Here is a 24,328-nt window from a genome sequence, read left to right on the forward strand (position 1 = left end):
AAGGTTAGACTGGCATGACATCTGCGACCCATATCACCGTCGGCGGAGCGCCCGAGGGCTTTGACGCCGCGCTTTTGCTGAATGAGGTCGAAAAGACCGGCGCCCCTCTGCTGCATGTGGCGCGCGATGACAAGCGGATGGCGGCGATGGCCGCCGCTCTGCGGTTTTTTGCCCCCGACATGCCGGTGGTGACCTTTCCGGGCTGGGATTGCCTGCCCTATGACCGGGTGTCGCCCAATGCCGATATTTCGGCTACGCGGATGGCGACGCTGGCGGGGCTGGTGCATGGCATGCCCGAGCGCTTTGTCCTTCTGACCACGCTCAACGCCGCGAGCCAGTTCCTTCCGGCGCGCGAAGTCTTGCGCGATGCGGCCTTCTCGGCGCGGGTCGGCGAGCGGGTTGACGAGGCGGCGCTGCGCAACTTCCTTGTGCGCATGGGCTTTACCCAGGCCCCGACGGTGACCGAACCCGGCGATTACGCCCTGCGCGGCGGTATCATCGACATCTTTCCGCCGGGCGAGGGCGGGCCGGTGCGCCTTGATCTCTTTGGCGATATTCTTGACGGCGCGCGCCGCTTTGATCCGGCCACGCAGCGCACCACCGAAAAGCTTGACCTTATCGAGCTTGCCCCGGTCAGCGAGGTCATTCTTGACGAACCCGCGATCCGCCGCTTTCGCCAGAACTACCGCATCGAATTTGGCGCGGCCGGCACCGATGATCCGCTCTATGAAGCGGTCAGCGCGGGGCGCAAACACGCCGGTGTCGAGCATTGGCTGCCGTTCTTCCATGACCGCCTTGAAACGCTGTTTGACTATCTGCCAGAGGCCACGATCAGCCTTGATGATCAGGTCACGCCGACCCGGCTCGCCCGCTGGGACAGCATCGCCGATCAATACGAGACCCGTCATCTTGCCCTGAGCCAAAAGTCGCGTGGTGACACGGTCTATAAACCCGTGCCGCCGGGGCTTCTCTATCTTGACGATGCCGCCTGGGTGAAGGCCACCTATGCGCGCCGGGTGTTGCAACTGGTGCCGCTGCCCCAGGCCACGGGGCCGGGGGTGATTGATGCAGGCGGGCGCATCGGGCGCAATTTCGCGCCCGAGCGCCAGCAGGAAAACATAAATCTTTTCAGCGCGCTGAAGGATCATGTTGAAGCAAAACTTGCCAAGGGCTCGGTGCTGGTCGCCAGCTATTCCGAAGGCGCGCGCGAGCGTCTTGAGGGGCTGCTTGAAGATGAGGGCCTGATTGGCGCGGTGACCGTGACGGATGCGCGCCGGATTGGTAAACGGGGCCTGCATCTTGCGGTCTGGCCGTTGGAGCACGGTTTTGAAGCGCCCGACCTGACGGTAATTGCTGAACAGGATGTGCTGGGCGAGCGGTTGATCCGCTCGGCCGGGCGGCGGCGCAAGGCCGAGAATTTCCTGACCGAGGCGCAAAGCCTGAGCGCGGGCGATCTTGTCGTGCACGTGGATCACGGGATTGGCCGCTATCTTGGGCTTGAGGTGATCACCGCCGCCGGGGCGGCGCATGAATGTCTGGTGCTCGAATATGCCGAGACCGCCAAGCTTTACCTGCCGGTCGAAAACATCGAACTCTTGTCGAAATACGGCCATGACGATGGTCTTTTGGACCGGCTTGGCGGCGGGGCGTGGCAGGCCAAGAAGGCCCGCCTCAAGGAACGCATCCGCGAGATGGCCGAGCGGCTTATCCGGGTGGCGGCCGAACGCGCGCTGCGCCGCGCCCCCGCGATCGAGGCCGAACATCACGCCTGGGAGGCTTTTGCCGCGCGCTTCCCCTATCAGGAAACCGATGATCAGCTGGCGGCGATCTCGGATGTGATGAGCGACCTTGAAAGCGGGCGGCCGATGGATCGTCTGATCTGCGGCGATGTCGGCTTTGGCAAGACCGAGGTGGCGATGCGCGCGGCCTTTGTGGCGGCGATGTCGGGCCTTCAGGTGGCGGTTGTCGCCCCCACGACCCTCTTGGCGCGCCAGCATTACCAGGAATTCGCCAAGCGCTTTCGCGGGTTTCCGGTCTCGGTGCGCCCGTTGTCGCGGTTCGTATCGGCAAGCGAGGCCGCCAAGACCCGCGAGGCGATGGCCAAGGGCACGGTCGAGATCGTCATCGGCACCCATGCTCTTTTGGCCAAGGCGATCCGGTTTCATAACCTCGGGCTGTTGATCATCGACGAGGAACAGCGCTTTGGCGTGACCCATAAAGAGCGCCTCAAACAGCTGCGCTCGGATGTGCATGTGCTGACCCTGACGGCGACGCCGATCCCGCGCACCCTGCAACTGTCGCTCTCGGGGGTGCGGGATCTCTCGATCATCGGCACGCCGCCGGTCGACCGTCTGTCGATCCGCACCTATGTCAGCGAGTTCGATAGCGTCACCATCCGCGAGGCCCTGTTGCGCGAGCATTATCGCGGCGGGCAGTCGTTCTATGTGGTGCCCCGGATCAGCGATCTGCCGGAAATCGAAGAGTTCCTGAGCACCCAGATGCCCGAACTGACCTATGTCATCGCCCACGGCCAGATGGCGGCGGGCGAGCTTGATGACCGGATGAACGCCTTTTACGATGGCAAATACGATGTGCTTGTGGCCACCACGATCGTGGAATCCGGCCTTGATATCCCGACCGCCAACACGATGATCATCCACCGCGCCGATATGTTCGGCCTGAGCCAGCTTTACCAGATCCGCGGCCGGGTCGGGCGCTCGAAAACGCGGGCCTATGCCTATCTCACCACCAAGCCGCGCGCGCCGCTGACGCCGGGGGCCGAAAAGCGCCTGCGTGTGTTGGGGAGCCTTGATACGCTTGGCGCGGGCTTTACGCTTGCCAGTCAGGACCTTGATATTCGCGGGGCCGGCAATCTCTTGGGCGAAGAGCAATCGGGGCAGATGCGCGATGTCGGCTATGAGCTTTATCAATCCATGCTGGAAGAGGCGATTGCCAAAATCCGCTCTGGCCAGATGGAGGGCCTCTCGGAAGCCGATGAACAATGGGCGCCGCAGATCAATCTTGGCGTGCCGGTTCTGATCCCCGAGGCCTTTGTGCCCGATCTTGATGTGCGCCTCGGGCTTTATCGCCGCCTCAGCGGGTTGGAGACCAAGGTCGAGCTTGAAGGCTTCGCCGCCGAGTTGATCGACCGCTTCGGCAAGCTGCCGCGCGAGGTCAACATGCTGATGCTGGTGGTGCGCATCAAGGCGATGTGCAAACGCGCCGGGATTGCCAAGCTTGACGGCGGCCCCAAGGGCGCGACGATCCAGTTTCACAACGACAAGTTCGCCTCGCCGCAGGGGCTTGTCGAGTTCATCAGCGATCAGCGTGGCTTGGCCAAGGTGCGCGACAACAAGATCGTCGTGCGCCGTGACTGGAAGGGCGAAACCGACCGTATCAAGGGCGCCTTTGCGATTGCCCGCGATCTGGCGGAAAAGGTCATCGCGGAAAAGAAACGGGCCTCAGCGAAGGTATGAGGCCGGGCAGGGGGCGCTGCCCCCATCGCGTGCCGCGAGTCCCCCGGGATATTTTCAGCAAGAAGAAACCGGCTGTTGTGCTCTGGAGGGGGCGGCCCTAGCCTGTGATCTGACAGAGGGGGACGCGGGATGGATATCACGGGGCGTGAGGCGGGCGATCTGCTGACGATGCTGGAGCGTAAAGAGGTCAGCGCGCAGGAGTTGATGCGGGCGACTCTTGAGAGGATAGCGGCCAGCAATGGCCCGCTCAATGCGATTGTCGATCTGCGCGATGAAGACGTTTTGATGCAAGAGGCGCGCGCGGCGGATGCGGCGCCGATGCGCGGCGCGCTACATGGGCTTCCGATGGCGGTTAAGGATCTGGCCAATGTGGCCGGCTTGCCGACCTCGCAGGGCTCGCCGCTATTTGCCGGGCAGGTGGCGAAGACGGATGATCTGCACGTGGCGCGGATGCGCGCGTCGGGGGCGATTTTTATCGGCAAGACCAACACGCCCGAGTTTGGGCTTGGCAGCCACACCTTCAACCCGGTGCACGGGGTGACGCGCAACCCCTATAATGCGGCGCGGTCCTGTGGCGGATCGTCGGGCGGGGCGGCTGTGGCATTGGCGGCGGGCATGCTGAGCCTCGCGGACGGGTCGGACATGATGGGCAGCCTGCGCAATCCGGCGGGATGGTGCAATGTCTATGGCATGCGCCCAAGCTGGTCTCTGGTTCCGAGCGAGCCGCGTGCCGACACGTTTTTGCATCAGCTTTCAACCAACGGCCCGATGGCGCGCAGCCCGCGCGACATGGCGCGGTTATTGGCCGTGATGGCGGGCCCTGATCCGCGCCAGCCGCATGGCATGCCGGTGCCGGATCTGAGCCATATCAGGCCAGAGGCCAAGGGCGCGCGGATCGGCTGGCTTGGCAATTGGGGCGGGGCCTTGCCGTTTGAGGCGGGTATTCTGGAGCTATCGGACGAGGCCTTGCGCGTGTTCGAGGGGCTTGGCGTGACAATCGAGCCGGTGCAGCCGCCGTTCAGCCGCGACGCGCTTTGGCAAAGCTGGGTCACCCTGCGCCACTGGGCGGTGTCGGCCAATCTGTCGCCGCTGCTGGAGAGTGGGCGCTTGAAGTCCGAGGCGATCTGGGAGGTGGAAGAGGGCCAACGGTTGAGCGCGCTGGAGGTGCATAAGGCGAGCGTCATCCGCAGCGGATGGTTTGCCGCCGCCGCGCGGTTGTTTGAGACATACGAGGCACTGGTTCTGCCGACGGCGCAGGTCTGGCCGTTTCCGGCCGATTGGACCTATCCCAAAGAGATCGCGGGCCACCAGATGGATACCTATCACCGCTGGATGGAGGTCGTGGTGCCGGCTTCATTGGCGGGCCTGCCTGCGGTTGCGGTGCCCGCGGGATTTGGCACAGATGGCCTTCCGATGGGGATTCAGCTTATCGGGCGGCGCGGCGGTGATGCGCGCTTGTTGGAACTGGCGCAGGCCTATCACGAGGCGACGCTTTGGCCGACAAGGCGGCCCCCTGTGCTAAGCTGAGTTTGAGTTACATCTTTGCGGCGGGTGCGGCCTTGGCTAACCTCAGCCAAAATCGGGAGAGATATTGAGATGCCAGCCAATGAGATCAAGCCGCTTGGGCGTACCGAGATGGGCGAGGTGCGTTTTGCCATGCTGGGCGAAGCGCTTCGCCGGGGGTGGGGGGACATGCGGCGTGCGCCGGGGTATGCAATTGTTTTTGCAGGCGTATATGTGGCTGTGGGGCTTGTCATGGCCGGGGTTACCTGGAGCACGGGAAAAAGTTATTGGCTTATCTTCGCGGCCGTTGGCTTTCCTTTGATCGGACCTTTTGCCGCCGTTGGGTTTTACGAGGTCAGTCATCGCCTTGAGCAAGGGCGCGCGCTTGTGCCCTCGGAGGTGATGGGCGTGATCGCCCATCAGCGGCGGCGTCAGTTGCCGTCGATCTGTGCGATCATTATCATGGTGTTCCTGTTCTGGTTCTTTCTGGCGCATATGATTTTTGCCCTGTTTCTGGGGCTTTCGAAGATGACGAATGTGTCGTCGTCCTTTGAGGTCTATCTTACGCCAGAGGGTCTTGGCATGCTCACAGTCGGCACGGCCGTGGGCGCGGTTTTCGCGCTGTTCATCTATGCGATTACCGTGATTTCCCTGCCGCTTTTGCTGGATCGCGAGGTGGATTTCGTGACCGCGATGCTGACCAGCCTTGAGGTGGTCCTGCACAATCCGGTGCCGATGCTGGCCTGGGGCGTGATGATTGCGGTGCTGACCTTTCTCGCCTTGCTTCCGGGGTTTTTGGGGCTGTTTATCGTGCTACCCTTGTTGGGGCATGCCACATGGCATCTTTACCGGCTGATCTGTGCGGCAGGGGAGGTCGCCGACCAGTCAGCGGTCAGCGGCTCATAAACCGACGCGAAAGACATGCGGACCCAAGAAAATGCGGCGAATTTTCTTGGGCGGCAGGCGTCAGGCCTCGCGCCCGTGGCGTTTGAGGCGCGCATGCAGATCGCGCGCCTGTGGGGCCCCTGCCTCAAGCGCAAACACATAGGCATGGGTCAGGAAAAAGCAGGCCGCATCAAGATCATTCGCACTCTCGGCCGCCGCTGCATAGAGCGAGATCAGAGCCATCTGATCCCGCGCCTCATGGGCCGCCAACATCTGGTCGTGCAGATCGCTCATTCGGCCGCCTTCGCCATCCCGCGATGCGTGCCGACCTTGCTTGCCACCCAGTGGTGAAAGCAATGCGTCGGGCTATCCATCACTGGTGAGAACCGACCGCCATCAAAATAGGTCGCATGGCGCCCCTTTTGCATGCCCTCGACAACAAATATGTCTTCCTCGAACACGGTTTTCCAAAGCTGGGTATTGCGCGCGCGCAGGCCCTCATCGCTATCGGGCACCGAGTAATAAAGGTGAATATGCTCGACAGTGCGATCCGTTGCCTTGGGTTCCAGAATGATCGCGAAGGCATGATCGCGATGCACACCGAGAAGAACATTCGGATAGGCCGCGATATATTCGGCCTGTTCGTTCCACTTGCTACCAACCTCTTCGAAATCGGGAAATGTCTCGCCGTTCTCGTTTGTAAGCTGGCGGTAAACCATCGTGCCCTGACCGGAAAACGCGCCGGGCTTTTCGATGTGATAATGATCCTCTAGCTTGGAATAGCTGTTAAGGCCGGGATGTACCCAGGGCAGGTGATAGCTCTCGCAGTAATTTTCGACCGCCAGCTTCCAGTTGGTGTTGACCTCAAGTTCAAACCGGCTGTCATGGCCGCCGTGATAGATCGGCAGGTCAAACTCTTTCCAGCGCTCGATAATATCCGACATCGCCTCTTCAAAGGCGGGCGCGTCACCAGACACGTTGATCCAGACCACGTCGCGCCAGATATGACTGCGCACCTCGTTAAGGCCAAGCTCGTCGCGCTTGATCGCGTCGTGGGTGTTATGGCCGGGGCCCCCCACATGCGGCGTGCTCACGAGGTTGCCCTTGGTCGAATAGCACCATGAATGATAGGGGCAGCGAATGGCGCCTTCGATCTTGCGCGGCTCTTCCACAAGGATCATGCCGCGATGGCGACAGATATTCTGAAACACCCGCACATCGCCATCCTTGTCGCGGATCAGCAGAAGCGGCATGCCGAGAAACTCCACCGGCTTGGCATCGCCCGGTTCCGGCACATCGGCGCCCACCGCAAGCCCGGCCCATTGCGAGAACAAAAGCGCGTGCTTTTCTTCTTCGAACACTGCGGGATCAATGTAATGCGCGTTGGGCAGGCCATTGGCCGTATCGACACTGGCGCTTACGTTTGACAGATCAGTCAACTGAGTCATTTTGGATCTCCGGGTCAATCATTGGCAAAACGATTGCGCGGATGGATCCCAAGTGTTCGCCTGTCTGCGACCCGAATTTCCTCAAGGCGACAAATTTAGCGGGCCCAGGGGCAAAACCCGACCCTGCCTGAGAAAAGCGGGGCCCGAAGACCCCGCTTTTGCTATGTCATGATGAGTCGGTTCAGAGGCCGCGGGGCAGGGCGGCGACGCCGGTGCGCGCGATCTCGATCAGGCCAAGCGGACGCATCAATTCGGCAAAGGCGTCGATCTTGTCCGGCGCGCCGGTGATTTCAAAGACGAAACTGTTGAGCGTGCTGTCGACCACATTGGCGCGGAAGATATCCGCAAGCCTTAGCGCCTCGACGCGTTTGTCACCCTCGCCCTCGACCTTGAGAAGGGCCAGCTCGCGTTCGACGGCAGGGCCCTCGACGGTGAGGTCATGCACCGCATGCACCGGCACGATGCGGCCAAGCTGGGCCTTGATCTGTTCGATCACCTGCGGCGTGCCGGTGGTGACGATGGTGATCCGGCTGGTATGGCCGGTGTGATCGACCTCGGCCACTGTCAGGCTTTCGATGTTATAGCCGCGCCCGGAAAACAGCCCGATCACCCGCGCCAGAACGCCGGGCTCGTTATCGACAAGGACGGCCAGCGTGTGACGCTCGGTGGTGTCCGAAAAGTTTGGCCGCAGATTATAGGCCGAATGTTTGTTCGAGCCCTTCTTGATGTGCAGTGGTGACATATCGTTTTTCCTTTGTTCCGGTGGCCTGGCGCCGGAATTTTCAAAAAATTCCGGACCGTTTTCTTTAAAAGAAAACGGGTGTCACACCAGCACCGCGCCTGTTGATCCGATTGCGCCCTTGGTCGAGGCGTCACCCAGAAGCATCTTGTTGTGCGGCTCGCCCGACGGGATCATCGGGAAACAGTTTTCATGCTTTTCCACCAGACAATCAAAGATCACCGGCCCGTCGTGATTGATCATTTCCATGATCGCGTCATCAAGATCGGCGGGGTCCTTGCAGATGATGCCCTTGGCGCCGAACGCCTCTGCCAGCTTGACAAAATCAGGCAGCGATTCCGACCAGCTTGAGGAATAGCGCTCGCCATGCAGCAATTGTTGCCACTGGCGCACCATGCCAAGGCGTTCGTTGTTGAGGATGAACTGTTTCACCGGAAGCTTGTATTGCATCGCGGTGCCCATTTCCTGCATATTCATCAGCCACGACGCCTCGCCTGCGACGTTGATCACAAGCGCGTCGGGGTGCGCCATCTGCACCCCGATCGAGGCCGGAAAACCATAGCCCATGGTGCCAAGCCCACCGGAGGTCATCCAGCGGTTGGGATCGTTGAAGCCAAGATACTGCGCCGCCCACATCTGATGCTGGCCCACTTCGGTACAGATATAGCGATCATGATCCTTGGTCAGCGCCTCAAGCCGCGCGAGGGCATGCTGCGGCTTGATCACCGCGCCCTTTTGCTCGAAGCGCAGGCAATCGACCTTTTTCCACTCGGCGATCTTGGCGCTCCATTTCTGGATGCCCTCGCGGTTGACCTTGCGGCCGCGTGATTTCCAGACCTGGAGAAGATCTTCAAGCACATGGGCGATATCGCCGACAATCGGGATATCGGTCTTGATCACCTTGTTGATCGAGCTGGGATCAATGTCGATATGCGCCTTGATCGAATCCGGGCTGAACGCGTCCAGGCGCCCGGTGATCCGGTCGTCGAAGCGCGCCCCGATATTGATCATCAGATCGCAACCGTGCATCGCCATGTTGGCCTCGTAGAGACCGTGCATGCCCAACATGCCCAGCCAATGTTCGCCATTCGCCGGATAGGCGCCAAGGCCCATCAGGGTGCTGGTGATCGGAATGCCGGTCGCCTCGACCAACTCGCGCAAAAGCTGGCTTGCGGCGGGGCCGGAGTTGATCACGCCGCCGCCGGTATAAAACACCGGCCGCTTGGCGGTTTCCATCGCCGCCACCAGATCAGTGATCGACTGCATGTCGCCCTTGACCTGCGGCTGATAATGGCTGGTGCGGGCCTTTTGCGGCGGGGTGTACTCGGCGCTGGCGAATTGCACGTCCTTGGGGATATCGACCAGAACCGGGCCGGGGCGACCGCTTGTCGCCACGTGAAACGCCTGATGCAGAACGTTCGACAGGTCCTTGGTGTCATTCACCAGCCAGTTGTGCTTGGTGCAGGGGCGGGTGATGCCAACGGTATCGGCCTCCTGAAAGGCATCGGTGCCGATCATGAAGGTCGGCACCTGGCCGGTCAGAACGATGATCGGAATGCTGTCCATCAACGCGTCCGTAAGGCCGGTCACCGCATTGGTGGCACCGGGCCCCGAGGTCACAAGCACAACGCCCGGCTTGCCGCTTGAACGGGCATAGCCTTCGGCGGCATGAACCGCGCCCTGTTCGTGGCGCACGAGGATATGCTGGATGTCGTTTTGCTGAAACACCTCGTCATAAATCGGGAGCACAGCCCCTCCGGGATAGCCAAAGACGACGTCCACGCCCTGATCCTTGAGGGCCTGAACCACCATTTTCGCTCCGGTCATCTGACGTGTCATGTGCTTTGCTCCGTATATGACATCAACTCAATTCGCATAAAAAAGCCCCCGGTTTGATCCGGGGGCGCATGGGGTTCCATTATGGGTGCCTTACCGGCCCATGCGCCATTTACCTGACGGTACGACTAGGTTTGCCATGCGGCGACTCCTTTGCTGCGTGTGCGAGACATTATGGCTGGTGACGGGGGGCGTCAACCCGATTTGGCCGATAAAATGTCGCAAAACGGGGTGAAATCTTTGCATTTGTTGCGCGGGCTGGCCGCGATCCGTGATTTTCCGCGCATTTTTACAGAGCAGGCCCGATTTTTGCCGCAAGAGTCACGGTTTGCGCAGGGTCACGGCGCGGCGTCCAACATGGCGTGTTTTGTACCATACCTCTCGACGTATTGCTTTGGATCGCGCGCTGCTGCTGGCTAGGGTCGGGGTACGGGGCGGCATCAAGGGCCGCGGCCCCGCGATAGATTGACCTCAATTGACTGCCGTCACGATCAACGACCGGGCGCGCCAGCATTGGACAGGAGAGTGATATGACAAAACGCAGGATCACTGCATTGGCCGGGGCCTTGCTCTTGGCCGGGCTGATGCCCGCCACCGCGCAAGAGTACCCGATGGGCTTTTTCGTCACCAGCACCGGGCTGGGCGATGGTGCCAATCTTGGCGGCCTTGAAGGCGCGGACGCCCATTGCGCCGCGCTTGCCACTCCGGCTGGATCGACCGGACGCGACTGGCGCGCGTACCTGAGCACGCAGGCCGAGGGCAAGCGTGGCGTCTCGGCGCGCTACCGGATCGGCATTGGCCCTTGGTACAATGCCCATGGTGAACTGATCGCCAGCGACCTTGACGATCTGCATGTCATGGCGAACCTCAAGAAACGCACGGCGGTCGATGAGAACGGCAATCAGATCAACGGCTATGGCGATAGCCCGAACGTGCATGACGTGCTGACCGGATCAATGGCCGATGGCATGGCCTATTTCCCGAGCGATCCCGCCAATCACACTTGTGGGAACTGGACCAGCAATGGCGAAGGCAGCGCGCAGGTCGGCCATAGCGACCGGCACGGCGGCGGAAATGTGTCGTGGAATTCGGCGCATGCCTCGCGCGACTGCTCGCAGGAGAACCTTGCAAGCATCGGCGGCGCGGGCCTGCTCTATTGCTTTGCGGCTGACTGAGGCCAACAAAATCAATGGCGCGCCAGCAGGTCCGGCGCGCCTATCCTGTTGTCGAACGGCAGATACCTTTGACCGTCACGTCAAAAACTGACCCAAATGAAAAACCGGACGGTCTTGCCGGGCGCGGCGAAGGTCTTGCTTGAGCCCAAAGGTAGGAAGGCGGCGCAATGCTAAAATGACCACTTAGCGACGAGAGTGTACAGTTGCATCAATTTGGTGTGCTCCGAGCTTTTCGGATAAAACTGCTGACCAGTTGCAAGCTCACAGGGAGGATCGAGACAGAGCCTTCGCCCTCAGTGCAATACAACAGAAGGCAGGTTCCTGTTTCGACTTACAGTCGCCAGCGTGCTGGGTCTTGGGAAAAGTCGTTTCGCTTTTCCAGCTCCAACAAGCTGACGGACCGGCTCCAGCGGTTCACGGTCGACCTTGAAAAGTTCAGGAAAAATCGAGGTTAGTTCGCTCTTGGCTGCTTGGTCCAGCGTCCCAACCGCAACAGGCCCGGGATAAAATGATTCCGTTGCGACACCCTCGGAAAAGATCACCTCATGCTGATCGAATATCAGGTGAAGATACTCGACCGCCTTGCAGCCGTTTTTCTGGCGCAGACCGTGATGGTGTAATAGCCCCTTGGCCGCCACCAATTGCCCAACCGCGCTTTGCCGATTTTCCGTGACGGTCGGGGTGATCAGTATGCGATGCTGCGGCGACACGCAAAGAGCGCGCTTCGGCAAACCAGGACCCAGACTGCCCGGCTTGAACTCGATTGGTTCATGTGCGTCATCATCATGGTCAAAGTCCAGCCTTCGATGGACAATCATCCGGACCGGACGGGCGCGACCATCTAACGTTTCAACCAGATCGCCCGTGTTCAAACTCTCGACCGGCACCTCACCGGTCGGAGTCATGATCCGGGTGCCTTTGGCAAAGCCAACCACATTCGAGGTGTGAATGTTGAAAACACCATTGCCTTCCTCGACCGTGCCCGTATCGCTGGCAAAGCGGAGAGTCGATGAGTTCGATTGGGCGTTGTTTTGATCGTGCGTCTTCATCGGTCTTTCCTCACCTTGCAGCGACCGGTGGCATCCGGCCACCTGATCGCAAGAGGCCCCGTCTTGCGCTAAGCCTGATCGAAAGGGAGGAGATTTCGCGTGGACTTGCAGCCAAGCGTTCGTTTCGCGCCATTGCGAGGATCTTGAAGCGGTCGCCGTCGACGATCAGCCGGGAAGTTCATCGCAACGGTGGGCGGAATGCATATCGCGCCGCACAATCTATCGCGCGCTGCGGTCGGGCTAGCAGGGTGAACGCACCAACGCAGAAACAAGAGTTTGCAAGACCAGTGAAGTGATGGAATTTTGTCAGCCCTAAAACCAAGACGCCCCGTGCTTTGCCCTGAACGCTTGCTGTTCGATGTGCGGAATGGGACCTGGCTGGTGGAAACCATCTGGGCCAGCCGCCATGTACGTCGCGCTAACAGGTCGAACACAAGACTGCTTCTGACAAGACCCCATCCACAAAAAACGGTACTTGCAAAAAAGGAGCCATCCACACTGGACAAAGCGCACGGACCAGATCAACAGGGCCGCAACGCCAGCGATGTGTATCAGGATTTGGATTGCATGCGGTCCATTCACCGGATTTGCTTTCTTCCAGGTCCGGCCATCAGAACGGAAAGGGCCCCGATCCGGATTCGGGCCCGATCCTGATCGATTGAAACCCTGCGTCCCAACGGTGCAACAGGCAGCCATCCTCTTGTGTCGTGTACCCAACCGGCGCATCCGCTCGCAGATCATAAGCAAAAGTGCTGGCAGGCGACGGCCCAGAGATGGCAATGTGGCCCGCGACATCGCTGACGATCATACTGTGGATATGGCCGCAGACAATGCGCAGCGTGCCGCCAAAGCCGGCCAGGATATCGCGCAGGGCCTGCCGGTTGGTCAGCCCGATCTTGTCCATGAAACCGATGCCGCAGGCAAAGGGCGGATGATGCAGTGCCAGGAGGACCGGCGCATCCCCCGCTTGGGACAAGGCGCTTTGCAGAAAGGACAGACTGTCGGACGACAGCGTTCCCGCCCCCTGTCCTTCGACCAATGTATCAAGCCCGATCAGATGGATGCCACCGACACGGCGGGTCCAGTTCAATGGGCCGTTGGCTGGCAGATCCCGTGCGAAGGCGGCCCGCATCGGATCGCGTGCGTCATGGTTGCCCGTGATGACATAGGTCGGCAGGTCCAGGGGCGCTATAAGCGATTTGAAACGCGCGTAACTTTCGGCGCTGCCGTCATCGCTTACATCGCCGCTGATCAAGAGCGCGTCAATCGGCCCGATCTGGTCGCGGATGCCGGTGATCCGTGCTACCAGCCGCGCCAAGGCGTCAGACGTTTCCAACCGCCCGGACACCAGCGCGCCTTCGGCCACGATATGCGTGTCTGAGATTTGCAGGATCGTCGTCATTTGATCCCTGCACGCAGGAAGGCCTGCACGAATTGGCGTTGAAAGATCAGGAATGCGAGCAGCAACGGGGCAACGGACATCAGTGTTGCCGCCGAAATGACGCTGATATCGACGCCGTTTTCGGGTGCGCCAAAGATTGACAGGCCCACGGTCAGGGGGCGTGTTTCGGGCGAATTAGTGACAATCAGCGGCCATAGAAAGTTATTCCAGTGGGTCGACACCGACACCAGCGCATAGGCCAGATATGTGGGTTTCGCCAAAGGCACGTAGACCCGCCACAATATGCCCAGCAAACCGCAGCCCTCGATCCGTGCCGCCTCGTGCAATTCAATCGGGACGCCCTTAAAGGCCTGGCGCATCAGGAAAATGCCAAACGCGCTGGCCATATAGGGCATGCCAACGCCAAGGATCGTATCGAACAGACCAAGCCGTGAGATCATGGCATAGTTTTCCACGATCAATACTTCTGGCAGGATGAATAGCTGCATCAGCACCAGAATGAATAGAAAATCCTTGCCGGGGAACTGAAGTTGCGCAAAGGCGAAGCCCGCCAAGGTGGTCAGGATGAACTGGCCAATCAGGATCACGGTCACAAGCATGAAGGTGTTGACGAAATACTTCAGCCACGGCGCACCGGCCCAAGCGACGCGGAAATTCTCAAGTGTCCAAGGCGAGAACAGGTTCAGGTTGACCGCGTCAGAGGTGGAGTGGGTCGCTGCCCAGAAGGCAAAAAGAAGGGGGGCAATCCAGATGATCGCCAGCAGGATCGCGCCGAAGCTGTCCGTGAATTTGGTCAGGCTCTTCATTGGTAATGCGTCCTTTTGTCGAGGTAGAGGAACTGCACGGCCGCTACGATCCCCAACACCGCGATCACCATCATCGTCATGGCCGCCGCACTTGGGGCGTCAAAGAAGGCGAATGCCATCTCATAGATATAATACAGGATCAGTTTGGACGCATCTGACGGCCCGCCTTTGGTCAGGATGAACAAATGGTCGATCAGCTTGACCGAATTGATCATAGCGTTCACGGCGATGAACAGCGTCGTCGGCATCAACAGCGGCAACACGATGCGGCGGGTATAGGTCCAGCGGCTGGCGCCTTCGATGTCGGCAGCTTCCTTGAGGTCCTCGGGGATCGTCTGCAACGCGGCGAGGTAGAAGATCATGAAGAACCCCGCCTCTTTCCAGATCGTCACGATGATGATGGCCCAAAGTGCGGTTTCGGGCTGGCCCAGCCAGTTTACGGACGGCAAGCCGAACAGGCTGCCGATCTGGTCCAGCACACCTAGGCCTGGGGTGTAGAAGAACAGCCACAGGTTCGCGGCGGCGATCATTGGCAGCACGGTGGGGGTGAAATAGGCGGTCCGCACAAAGCCGCGTGCGCGGATCTTGCCATTGGCCCACAGCGCCATCGACAGCGCAATGAAAATTGACACCGGGATCGTGACGCCCGCGTAAAGCAGGTTGTTCTTGACCACGATCAAGAATGTCGGATCGGCGAAAAGCTCGGCATAGTTTTCTGTGCCGACAAATTCGGTGGGGTTGCGGCGGGTGCCGCGGGAAAACAGGCTCGACCATAGGGTCGAGATCGACGGATAAAACGCAAAAAGCGTCAGCAGAATTGCCGCTGGAGACAGCAAAAGCCAGCCATAAATGGCCTGCCTGCGGCGTTCGAGGTTGGCATGGGCTGACATGACGCGTCTCCGGGTTTGGGGTGGGCTGGGCCGACGCGCGTCGGCCCAACCAAGGCCGTTACTGGTAGGCAGCGAGCAGGCGCACCGCAGCGGCCTGTGCTTCGGCCAGCGCTTCGGCCGGTCCTTTTGCACCGGTCAGGGCGGATTGGATCGCGTTGTTCAGCCCATCACGCACGCGGGCCGTCTCGAAAGTCGAGAATTCGGCCACGGCGTTTTCCAGCTGGTTGCGCGCCACAAGAGCGGGCGGGAATTCAGCCGTATACGCCTTGAGCGCTTCGGTTTCATAGGCAGCGGGCGACACACCCATATAGCCTGTGCCGATTGACCATGCCGCCGCCTGTTCGGGCGAAGTCATGAACTGCATCAGCTTGAGCGCTGCAGCCCGTTCTTCGTCGGTCGTATCCTTGAACAGATAGAAGTTACCGCCACCTGTGGGCGACCCCTTGCGCACGTTGGCCGGAAGCTCGGCCACACCAAAGTCAAAGCTGGCGCCATTCTTCACTGCCGTCAGGTTGCCGGTCGAGTGCCACATCATTGCAGTCTGACCTTCAAGGAACGCTTGGCGCAATGTACCCCATTCGACGGTGCCCGTCGGCATGATGCCATGCTCGGTCGACAACGATTTCCAGAACTCCAGTGTTTCAACAACAGTCGGATCATCGAAGTAGGTTGTCAGCCCGTCGCCAGACATCAACTCTTTGCCGTTCTGGATCGCGAGCGCCTGGAACATCCAGTAGGGGTAGCCGGTAGAAGGAATCATCAACCCGTAGGTATCGCCTTGGGTCAAGGCCTTGCCCATCTCGATCATTTCGTCCCACGTGGTTGGTGGCGCTTCGGGGTCAAGGCCGGCGGCGCGGAACATGTCTTTGTTGTAATAGGCCACGATGGTCGAACGCTGGAACGGAATGCCCCATGTCTGACCTTCGATCAGGCTGTTGGCCATCAAAGCAGGATAAAAGCTGCTCAGCCATTCCTTGTCGGCGTCTGTGGTTGCAACGTCTTCAAATGGGATGATCAATTCCTGTTCGATCAGGTCATAAGCGTCGATGGAAAACATCACCGCCAGCTGCGCAGGCTCGCCCGATGCAAGGGCCGAAAGGGCACGCACGCGGGTGTCGTCATAGTTGCCTGAATAAATCGCGTTGACCTTGATATCGGGATTGGCCGCTTCAAAGTCGGCGACGATGCCGTCCACCACTTCGGTCAAGGCACCACCGACAGCAATCGGGTAGTACATTGTCAGTTCGGTTTCAGCACTTGCCGGCGCGGCAAGCACTGCGGCCATCGCCGTAGCGAGGCCCAGCCCCGTTGTTGAAAATAGCTTCATGTCTCTCTCCCTTTCGTTTCGTTTCTTGTTTAATCGACTTGTCAGGTGCTACCCCGACAACCGTTGGCCCGCGGCGTCAAAGACGTGCAGATTTTCGTCGTGAAAAGTGATGTCGATTTCATGGCCCTCGGCCATCATCGACAGGCCGGGCCTGAGCACGGAAAGACCCGTGGCCCCCGCGTGATCAAGGCCGATCAACGTCTCTGCTCCCAGAAATTCGCTTTCGGTAACGGTGCAATGCATCCGGCCTTCGCCCTTGGGAACGATTTGGATGTTCTCAGCGCGGATGCCGATTGTCTTGTCCTCGCCAAACCCGGCCAGAACGGACGATTCCAGCAACGCCATCGGCGGGGCACCGACAAATTCTGCAACAAAGGTGTTGTCAGGACGGCTGTATAGGTCTTCTGGGGTGCCGACCTGTTGGATGTGGCCGTTTTTCATGAGAACCACGGTGTCGGCCATGCTCATCGCTTCGGTTTGGTCATGGGTGACATAGACTACCGTAATGCCGAGATCGCGCTGTAATTTCTTGATATCCCTGCGCACCGCATTGCGAAGTTTCGCGTCAAGGTTGGACAGCGGTTCATCCATCAGGCACAGCCGTTGCCCAGCCACGATCGCACGCGCCAAGGCAACGCGCTGCCGCTGACCGCCTGAAAGTTCGCCAGGTTTGCGGCTTTCAAGACCAAGAAGCCCCGTAATCTCGAGCGCGCGGTGCAGTTTTTCCAGCCGCTCCTTTTTCGGAACACGCCGGACTTTGAGACCGAACATGACGTTTTCGGCAACCGACAGGTGCGGAAACAACGCGTAAGACTGAAACACCATTGACAGGTTCCGATCCGACGCCGCACTGGTCGTGACATCCTTGCCATCGATCAGAATCTTGCCTTCGTCGGGCAACTCCAGTCCGGCCAAAAGACGCAGGGTTGTCGACTTGCCGCAGCCAGACGGGCCCAAGAGCGCCGTGAAGCTGCCCTCGGGGATATCAAGCGATATCCCTTCCACCCCCAATTGGCCGTTCCAGCGCTTTGCTACGCCGTCGAGTTTTACAAACGGTGATGGTGTCATGTTGCATGTCCTTCAGCCACAAGCAGGCGGTCTTTGATCTTGGTCAGTAAAGGCGCGAACCTGTCGCCCGGCAGGCGGTCCACGATGATCCGGTCCATGTCAGTAATATTGCCGCCAAATGCAGGGGCCTGGCGTCCGAACTTAGACCCGTCGATCACAAGGAGGGATTGTTGGGCGTTTTCACAAATCTTTTGTGTCGCGCGTACTTCGGTTGTGTGAAATTCCAGCAGACCACCGTCCTCTGCAATCCCCGCAGCACCAAAAACCGCAAAATCAGCCCGGAATCGCCCAAAGAAATCAAGAACATCGTTCCCCAGTATATCGCGATCCGGCAGGCGGACCTCGCCGCCGGGCAAGATGATCCGGTTCGACACTTCCTCGCTCAGCGCCATTGCAGCACTCAGGTTGTTGGTGATCACCGTCAGCCCCTCATGGCTGCGCAGCGCCTGTGCCACGCTAAGCGGGGTCGAGCCGATGGAAATGAACAGTGTCGCACCATTGGGGATCAGCTTGGCAGCCGCTTCGCCAATTGCGCGCTTGCCCATTAGGTTGGTGCCTGCACGCTGATCGAATGGCGTGTTGAGGAATTCTTCACTCAGCTCGATCCGGCCATGGACGCGGTGCAGCATGTCGCATTGGCACAAGGCATCAATATCGCGGCGGATGGTCTGCATGGACACGTCAAAGCGTTCGGCAAGCGATCCGACGGTCGCCGCGCCCTGTTCCAGAACCAAAGCCGAGATCGCTCCGCGACGTCTTTGCTTCTTTGATAACATGCCGCTCCCCACCCCTGAGTCTGCCGTAACGTTAGTGGGTGAAAAACAACAAAACAACATTTTATTCCGCGGCCTTATGCGATAATTTTTCAAATAAACTTGAAATATTTGATATAATTGGGAATTCCATCATAAATGTTTACATAGTTTTGTTGTTTTGTTGTTTTAACTTTCGTTTGCGCGAATTTTCTCTAAGGTGTGTCCCAAGTCCTGGACGAAAGACCGAGGTGGGGAAGAATGCTGACAACGCAGTCAATTTTTGATCGCTATCAGGAAGTCCGAGCAAGATTCCCCCGTGTAACACCGCGCGAGGGATCGCTTGAAATCCAGTCTTTGCTGGACATCGTCGATCAGGTCGATGCCTTTGTTTTCGACGCTTTCGGCGTGCTGAACGTCGGCGAAACGCTGATCCCCGGTGCGGACGAACGGCTGGACCAATTGCGCGCACATGGCTGCGCCATTCGTATTCTGACCAATGCCGCGAGCTATGACCGCAACGGCGCCATAGCCAAGTTCAAACGCCTTGGACTGCGCGTTGAAGACGACGAAATCATCACCAGCCGGGAAGCGACACTCAAGAATTTGGAAAAGGGACATTGGGGCGTTATTGCCGCCGATTCCGATACGCTCAGCGATTTGCCAGAAACAGTAACGCGCCTTGGCGACACGCAGGCCGACTATGATAAGGTTGATCGGTTCCTGTTTCTATCAACGGCTGACTGGACCACAACACGCCAAGACTTGCTGGTTGCATCCATGCGGGACCGCCCCCGCAGCTTGCGCATCGGCAACGCAGATCTGGCAGCTCCCCGCGATGACGGGTTTTCTGTTGAGCCTGGGTTTTTCGGCCACCAAATTGCTGACCAGTTCCCTGAGCATGTCAAGTTTTTCGGCAAGCCGTTTGCGGAGGTCTATGACCTGACCGAAGCATCTCTGCCTTCAATCCCATCGCATCGTATCGCGATGTGCGGAGACACGCTTCACACAGATATCCTAGGCGCTGCTGCCTGCGGATGGCGCACCGTCCTTGTCACCAAAGATGGCCTGTTTGCAGGTTACGATACGCGGCCATTCTCTAAACAGTCGCGCCTGTTTGCCGATTGGCGGCTTGATCGCATCTGACTGCCTTTGTGCAGAAATTTGGTGTCGGATGTCCATCCGGGGTTGGTTGGCAAGCATTTTGGTGTCTGGACGAGTGTTTCAGCACCGAGATGACCCGATGTACACCTCTGAAAGTAATACCTTCAGCAGTCGGGACGCATACAGAGCGGCCTTTGATGAAGCCATTGCGATGGTGCGCTTTGTCCTGTGTGGATGGCTCCTTTTTTGCAAGTACCGTTTTTTGTGGATGGGGTCTTGTCAGAAGCAGTCTTGTGTTCGGCCTGCTAGCGCGACGCACATGGCGGCTGAACGGGCATCAGGATCACTGAGTGAGACCTGCGTCTCGCTGGTCTCGTCCGTGCGCTGGTCAATTGATCTGTAGCGCGGCCTCTTTTTGCAGGTGTTCCAGCATCTTCAAGGTGCGTTCCATGCGGGCCTCAGGCAGCACCGTGCCGGTCTGCTCAAACACCTCATCGGCACGATCCAACTCACCCAGATATCGCCCGATGGCCTTGTCGATCTCACCCAGCTTCTGACGCAACTTACCACGTGTGTAGTTTTTGACCTTGGCATTCAAAGCCTTGAACCGGCTGCCATTGATGGCAACCACGTCCCCATCGAGCAGGTTCATGCTACGACAGAGGGCCACGAACTGCTGACACACCTTGCAGATCGCAGGCCCGTTATCTTTCCTAAAGTCCGCGATTGTCTTGAAGTCAGGCTTCAGCCGACCCGTCAGCCAAATGAGCTCCAGGTTGCGGCCACATTCTCGTTCCAACCGCCGCGACGACTGGATCTGGTTCAAATATCCACACAGATAAATCCGCTGTATCAACCCAGAATGATAGCCCGGTCGACCAGTGGCGGCGGGCTGCGCACTAAAGCCAAGTGCGGCGAAATCGAGCAGCTCTGTGAAAGCATCAATGGCACGAACCGGGCTGTTCTCGTCGACATGATAGTCCAGATGTTCAGGTAATAACATCGTCTGCTGGCGATCCAAACCCTCGATAAATTGCGTCATGAACAACCTCCGCATCGAATACGAAAATCATACCATCATTCAGGAAAAATTGGCCGGGTTTTCACACACCCTCTCCGCGCACCGGACCCTGGTGCGCCCTGCGTCGAAGGTCCGGTTTCGGTCGGAAATGCTTGACGGTTGGGTAAGTATTGCGTGACGTCAGCTCTTGATCGGCGTCACAAAATTCACCGCACAGAGCGCAAAGATGCGCGACGGTCCAGACCTATAATGACACGCCCGTTCCCTGTAAAACCCCGTGTTCCAGCGCATAGCGGGTCAGGCCGGCGGTGCTTGAAATCCCAAGCTTGCGCTTGATGTTCTTGCGATGCGTCTCAACCGTGCGCACCGAGATATCAAGCGCAAGCCCGACCTCCTTGTTCGACTTGCCCTGCGCCAGTTGCAACAGGATGGTCTGTTCGCGGTTGGTCAGCTGTTCGCGCTCGCGGCTGTCATAGGGCGCCAATGATCCTTTTGCCCCGGTACACAGATAGCGTTGCCCGGCCATCACCGCATCAATCGCGCGCTTGATTTCATCGGTCGGCACATCCTTGAGAACATAGCCCGCCGCGCCATGGCTGAGCGCGCTGGTGATATATTCGGGGCTGTCATGCATCGACAGAATAAGAATGCGGGTCTCGGGGCGGCGCTCAAGGATGATCTCGGTGGTGCTCAGCCCGCCGATGCCCGGCATGTTGAGATCAAGCAGGATCACATCGGGATTAAGCGCGCCGACCTGTTCGATGATCGCGTGACCGCTGGCGAGGGTGGCGATCACCTCGACATCGTCATAGCTTTCAAGGATCGACTGAATGCCTTCGGCGACCATCGGGTGATCGTCCACGATTGCGATGCGAATACGGGGCGTTGTCATGCGCGTGCCTTTGTCTTGGGATCAGGAAGGGCGGGGCTCTCGGGGGCGGCGTCAGAGCGGCCTTGGGGCTGCAATAGATGTGTCAGCGGCACATTGGCCTCGATCACGGTGCCGGATTTCGACGAGATCACCCGCAGCACGCCGTCAAGCTGTTCGATGCGTTCCTGCATGTTGCGCAGGCCAAGCCCGCTATTGGGGGTCTGATCGGTCTTGGCGTGGTCAAGCCCACAGCCGTTGTCTGCAATCCGCAAGGTGGCCCCATCGGCATGGCCGCGCACGTCGATCATCACCTGAGTGGCGCCAGAGTGCCGTTCAATATTGGTCAGCGCCTCTTGCGCGACGCGGTAAAGCGCGATCTTGGCCTCGTCATCAAGGCGGTTGCGAAACACCACGGTTGTGAACTCTGTCCTGATGCCGGTGCGGGCGCTAAAGCCTTCGGAGAGCGCCTTGATCGCGGGGCCAAGGCCGAGGTCGTCAAGCACGCCGGGGCGCAAATCGCGGCTGATGCGGCGGACCTCCTGAATGGCGCCCGACAGATGCGTGATGCCCCGGTCAAGCGTGTCGCCGGCGCGGGTATCGCCCGCCGCCAGCCGCCGCTTGGCGGTATCAAGCGCATAGCGCACGCCGACAAGGATCTGGCTGATGCCGTCATGCAATTCGCGCGCCACGCGGCCGCGTTCTTCTTCCTGGGCGTCAAACACCCGCTGGGTCAGCTTCTTGAGCTTGGCATCGGCCAGACGGCGTTCGCGGATGTTGATGAACAATCCCGACACGAAGACCAGCAAGAGCGCCGCCAGCATCGCCGCACCAATGTAGAGAAAGGTCTTTTGCACGCGGTCCTCGACCTTTTCGCGCGATGCCGAGACCGCCGCGACAACATCGTCGATGAACACGCCGGTGCCGACCGCCCACCGCCAATCCTGAAGCCCGATCACATAGGTCACCATGCGGGCGCGCTCACCGCTGCTTGGCTTGCGCCACTCATAGCTGTGATAGCCCCCGCCAGAGCGCGCCAGCCGGATAAGTTCGTCGGTGATCGGCGCGCCGCTCGGATCTTCGAGCCCGGTCCAGTTGCGCCCGATCAGATCGGTGTTGCGCGGGCTGACAAGGTTATTGCCGTCATAATCGAACACAAAGAAATAGCCATCCTGACCGTAAAGCATCCCCGACAGGATCTGGCTGACCTGAAGCATCGCGGCCTCGTCATCGGGGGCGGCGCGGCCATAGATATTCACGAAAGCCGTGCGCGCGATCGACAGGTAATTGCGCAGCTCGGCGCGCTTGGCCTCGATCAGCTGGGCCTCAAGCGTTTCGATCTCTCGCTCGGCCAGTTGGCGCGATTGCAGCGTCACCACCACCGAAATCGCCACCGCCGTCAGGATCAGCGGCAGCGTCGCCACCAGAAAAAGCTTTTGGCCGTAATTCAGCCGGAAAGAGGTGAACAAGCGGATCATGGCAAAGCGATACGTCGAAACCGCCGTGATATCCAGCATTTCGGCGGCATCAGGCGTCGGGCGGGGTCCAGTCGGCCTCGGGGACGTGGCGCTTGCGCAGGCGCAGGGCAAGCCCAAGCGCCACCCCGACGCCAATCGCCACCGTCAGGTCGGCCAGCACCGTCAACACAAGCGTCAGAAGAAGCAACACCTTGTCCGACGTCGCCCCGGTCACGTAGCCGCGCCATTTATGCGGCTCGCTCATGTTCCAGGCGGTCAAAAGCAACAGTCCCGCCAGGGCGGGCATTGCGAAATAGCCCGCCAGCGGCGCCACCAGAAGCATCACCAACAGGATGGTCAGCGCATGGATCATCCCCGCCACCGGGGTCCTGCCGCCGGCGCGCACATTCGTGGCGGTGCGCGCAATCGCCCCGGTCGCAGGCATGCCGCCAAACAGCGCCGAGCCGATATTGGCGACGCCATTGGCCAGCACCTCGGCATTGGGGCGGTACTTTCCGCCGGTCATCCGGTCGGCGACGGCGGCGGACAAAAGCGATTCCACCCCGGCGAGAAAGGCGATGACCATGGCCGAGGGCAAGAGCGTCATTACCCGATCAAAGCCAAGCTCTGGCAGTCCCGGCATCGGCAATGTCGAGGGCAGCGCGCCAAAGCGCGAATAAAGCGTATCAACCGGAAGCACCCAGACCGCCACCGCCGCCGAGGTCACCCCGACGGCCACGATAAGCCCCGGATAGCGCGGCGCCGCGCGCCGCAGCCCCACGATCAGCAGCATCGTCGCCAAGCCGATCGCAAGGGCCATGCCGTTGAAGGATGCGCGCGCGTCCCAGAGGGCGGCAAGCTTTTCCAGGAATTCACCGGGCAGGGCGCCGATTTCAAGTCCAAAGAGTTCGCGTAGCTGGCTGGTGGCAATGATGATGGCAATGCCGATGGTAAAGCCGTTGATCACCGCCTCGGGGATATGGCGCACAAGGCTTCCGGCACGCAGATAGCCCGCGATTATCAGGATCAGACCGGCCATAAGCGTCGCCAGAACAAGCCCGTCATAGCCAAAATCGGCAATCACACCATAGACCACCACGATAAAGGCCCCGGTCGGCCCGCCGATCTGAACGCGGCTTCCGCCGAGGGCCGAAATCAGGAACCCGCCAACGATCGCCGTGATCAGCCCCGCGCCGGGCTCGGCCCCAGAGGCGATGGCGATGGCGATGCTAAGGGGCAACGCCACCATGGCGACGCTGATGCCGGCAAACAGGTCGGCCTGAAACAGCCCGGCGGTATAGCCGGGCAGGGTGGTCAGAACTTTGGGTTTCATGGCGCGAATCAACACCCCCCACTGAGCGGCTTCAAGCGGAATTTACACAGACCGACCGAAAGTTGATCACAAAGCCGTGCCTGCGCCGGGCATCGACCGTCAAATATTTTTGCTCTAATTGCGCTATGTACGCAGTAGTCGGTATTTTCTACTTTCTCATGCGCCTCTAAGGTCGCCAGACTTCAAGTG

At 59.6% G+C, this 24,328-nt stretch carries 19 protein-coding genes and 2 pseudogenes; 6 read left to right on the forward strand and 15 right to left on the reverse strand.

Going from position 1 to position 24,328, the window contains the following annotated elements:
* Positions 1 to 14: 14 nt before the first annotated feature.
* The 3 genes from mfd to BUB78_RS10500 all read left to right on the forward strand — a co-directional run bounded on the left by mfd (position 15) and on the right by BUB78_RS10500 (position 5,885).
* On the forward strand, positions 15 to 3,476 hold the full coding sequence (mfd, locus tag BUB78_RS10490) for a transcription-repair coupling factor (RefSeq protein ID WP_073197902.1): 3,462 nt from the start codon (positions 15 to 17) through the stop codon (positions 3,474 to 3,476).
* A 129-nt stretch (positions 3,477 to 3,605) separates the two neighbouring features.
* Positions 3,606 to 5,003, forward strand: a complete 1,398-nt coding sequence (locus BUB78_RS10495; protein ID WP_073197904.1) for an amidase — start codon at positions 3,606 to 3,608, stop codon at positions 5,001 to 5,003.
* A gap of 69 nt (positions 5,004 to 5,072) precedes the next feature.
* Positions 5,073 to 5,885 (forward strand): DUF2189 domain-containing protein, encoded by an 813-nt coding sequence (locus BUB78_RS10500; protein WP_073197907.1) that lies wholly within the window; start codon positions 5,073 to 5,075, stop codon positions 5,883 to 5,885.
* A 60-nt stretch (positions 5,886 to 5,945) separates the two neighbouring features.
* Here the strand turns inward: BUB78_RS10500 and BUB78_RS10505 are convergent, their stop codons facing one another.
* The 4 genes from BUB78_RS10505 to BUB78_RS10520 all read right to left on the reverse strand — a co-directional run bounded on the left by BUB78_RS10505 (position 5,946) and on the right by BUB78_RS10520 (position 9,890).
* Positions 5,946 to 6,158: a hypothetical protein gene (locus tag BUB78_RS10505; protein ID WP_073197909.1), complete on the reverse strand. Its 213-nt coding sequence runs from the start codon at positions 6,156 to 6,158 to the stop codon at positions 5,946 to 5,948.
* A complete protein-coding gene (locus tag BUB78_RS10510; protein WP_073197912.1) occupies positions 6,155 to 7,312 on the reverse strand; it encodes an aromatic ring-hydroxylating oxygenase subunit alpha in 1,158 nt (385 codons plus the stop codon). Before BUB78_RS10510 ends, BUB78_RS10505 begins: the two co-directional genes overlap by 4 nt.
* 181 nt (positions 7,313 to 7,493) lie before the next feature.
* Complete coding sequence (gene ilvN / locus BUB78_RS10515) at positions 7,494 to 8,054, reverse strand: acetolactate synthase small subunit (protein WP_073197915.1); 561 nt, start codon at positions 8,052 to 8,054, stop codon at positions 7,494 to 7,496.
* 81 nt (positions 8,055 to 8,135) lie between these two features.
* Positions 8,136 to 9,890 (reverse strand): acetolactate synthase 3 large subunit, encoded by a 1,755-nt coding sequence (locus tag BUB78_RS10520; protein WP_073197917.1) that lies wholly within the window; start codon positions 9,888 to 9,890, stop codon positions 8,136 to 8,138.
* Positions 9,891 to 10,417: 527 nt separating this feature from the next.
* Between BUB78_RS10520 and BUB78_RS10530 the strand changes: the two genes are divergently transcribed.
* The gene (locus BUB78_RS10530; protein WP_073197921.1) at positions 10,418 to 11,062 is read left to right on the forward strand and encodes a hypothetical protein; all 645 of its coding nucleotides are present in this window, start codon (positions 10,418 to 10,420) and stop codon (positions 11,060 to 11,062) included.
* Between the two features lie 293 nt (positions 11,063 to 11,355).
* On the opposite strand, the gene BUB78_RS10535 is transcribed toward BUB78_RS10530, so the two are convergent.
* Positions 11,356 to 12,111: a Hint domain-containing protein gene (locus tag BUB78_RS10535; protein ID WP_084732829.1), complete on the reverse strand. Its 756-nt coding sequence runs from the start codon at positions 12,109 to 12,111 to the stop codon at positions 11,356 to 11,358.
* Between BUB78_RS10535 and BUB78_RS10540 the strand changes: the two are divergent.
* Positions 12,051 to 12,338 (forward strand): annotated as a pseudogene (locus tag BUB78_RS10540) (helix-turn-helix domain-containing protein); the annotation flags it as partial. The gene BUB78_RS10535 and the pseudogene BUB78_RS10540 overlap by 61 nt on opposite strands.
* Positions 12,339 to 12,721: 383 nt before the next feature.
* Here the strand turns inward: BUB78_RS10540 and BUB78_RS10545 are convergent.
* Genes BUB78_RS10545 through BUB78_RS10570 form a run of 6 tightly spaced genes read right to left on the reverse strand, consistent with a single transcriptional unit; the run spans position 12,722 to position 18,380 of the window.
* Positions 12,722 to 13,513, reverse strand: a complete 792-nt coding sequence (locus BUB78_RS10545; RefSeq protein ID WP_073197926.1) for a phosphodiesterase — start codon at positions 13,511 to 13,513, stop codon at positions 12,722 to 12,724.
* Positions 13,510 to 14,319, reverse strand: coding sequence for a carbohydrate ABC transporter permease (locus BUB78_RS10550; protein ID WP_073197928.1), 810 nt, complete (start codon positions 14,317 to 14,319; stop codon positions 13,510 to 13,512). Before BUB78_RS10550 ends, BUB78_RS10545 begins: the two co-directional genes overlap by 4 nt.
* Entirely contained in the window at positions 14,316 to 15,209 is an 894-nt protein-coding gene (locus tag BUB78_RS10555) for a carbohydrate ABC transporter permease (RefSeq protein ID WP_073197930.1), read from the reverse strand. Before BUB78_RS10555 ends, BUB78_RS10550 begins: the two co-directional genes overlap by 4 nt.
* A gap of 58 nt (positions 15,210 to 15,267) precedes the next feature.
* On the reverse strand, positions 15,268 to 16,536 hold the full coding sequence (locus tag BUB78_RS10560; RefSeq protein ID WP_073197932.1) for an ABC transporter substrate-binding protein: 1,269 nt from the start codon (positions 16,534 to 16,536) through the stop codon (positions 15,268 to 15,270).
* 48 nt (positions 16,537 to 16,584) lie between these two features.
* Positions 16,585 to 17,604 (reverse strand): ABC transporter ATP-binding protein, encoded by a 1,020-nt coding sequence (locus BUB78_RS10565; protein WP_073197934.1) that lies wholly within the window; start codon positions 17,602 to 17,604, stop codon positions 16,585 to 16,587.
* Positions 17,601 to 18,380 (reverse strand): DeoR/GlpR family DNA-binding transcription regulator, encoded by a 780-nt coding sequence (locus BUB78_RS10570; RefSeq protein ID WP_073198057.1) that lies wholly within the window; start codon positions 18,378 to 18,380, stop codon positions 17,601 to 17,603. The genes BUB78_RS10565 and BUB78_RS10570 overlap by 4 nt, the downstream gene beginning before the upstream one ends.
* Positions 18,381 to 18,617: 237 nt before the next feature.
* Here BUB78_RS10570 and BUB78_RS10575 point away from each other — a divergent pair, with 237 nt between their 5' ends.
* Positions 18,618 to 19,502: an HAD-IIA family hydrolase gene (locus tag BUB78_RS10575; protein WP_073197936.1), complete on the forward strand. Its 885-nt coding sequence runs from the start codon at positions 18,618 to 18,620 to the stop codon at positions 19,500 to 19,502.
* 279 nt (positions 19,503 to 19,781) lie between these two features.
* Here BUB78_RS10575 and BUB78_RS10580 read toward each other — a convergent pair.
* The 4 genes and pseudogenes from BUB78_RS10580 to BUB78_RS10595 all read right to left on the reverse strand — a co-directional run.
* Positions 19,782 to 20,502 (reverse strand): annotated as a pseudogene (locus tag BUB78_RS10580) (transposase); the annotation flags it as partial.
* A 223-nt stretch (positions 20,503 to 20,725) separates the two neighbouring features.
* The gene (locus tag BUB78_RS10585) at positions 20,726 to 21,373 is read right to left on the reverse strand and encodes a response regulator transcription factor (RefSeq protein WP_073197938.1); all 648 of its coding nucleotides are present in this window, start codon (positions 21,371 to 21,373) and stop codon (positions 20,726 to 20,728) included.
* Positions 21,370 to 22,827, reverse strand: a complete 1,458-nt coding sequence (locus BUB78_RS10590; RefSeq protein WP_073198058.1) for a cache domain-containing protein — start codon at positions 22,825 to 22,827, stop codon at positions 21,370 to 21,372. Before BUB78_RS10590 ends, BUB78_RS10585 begins: the two co-directional genes overlap by 4 nt.
* A 49-nt stretch (positions 22,828 to 22,876) precedes the next feature.
* Positions 22,877 to 24,139: a SulP family inorganic anion transporter gene (locus BUB78_RS10595; RefSeq protein ID WP_073197940.1), complete on the reverse strand. Its 1,263-nt coding sequence runs from the start codon at positions 24,137 to 24,139 to the stop codon at positions 22,877 to 22,879.
* Between the last annotated feature and the right edge of the window lie 189 nt (positions 24,140 to 24,328).

The sequence above is a fragment of the Roseovarius marisflavi genome (assembly GCF_900142625.1).
In the GTDB taxonomy this organism is placed as follows: Bacteria; Pseudomonadota; Alphaproteobacteria; order Rhodobacterales; family Rhodobacteraceae; genus Roseovarius; species Roseovarius marisflavi.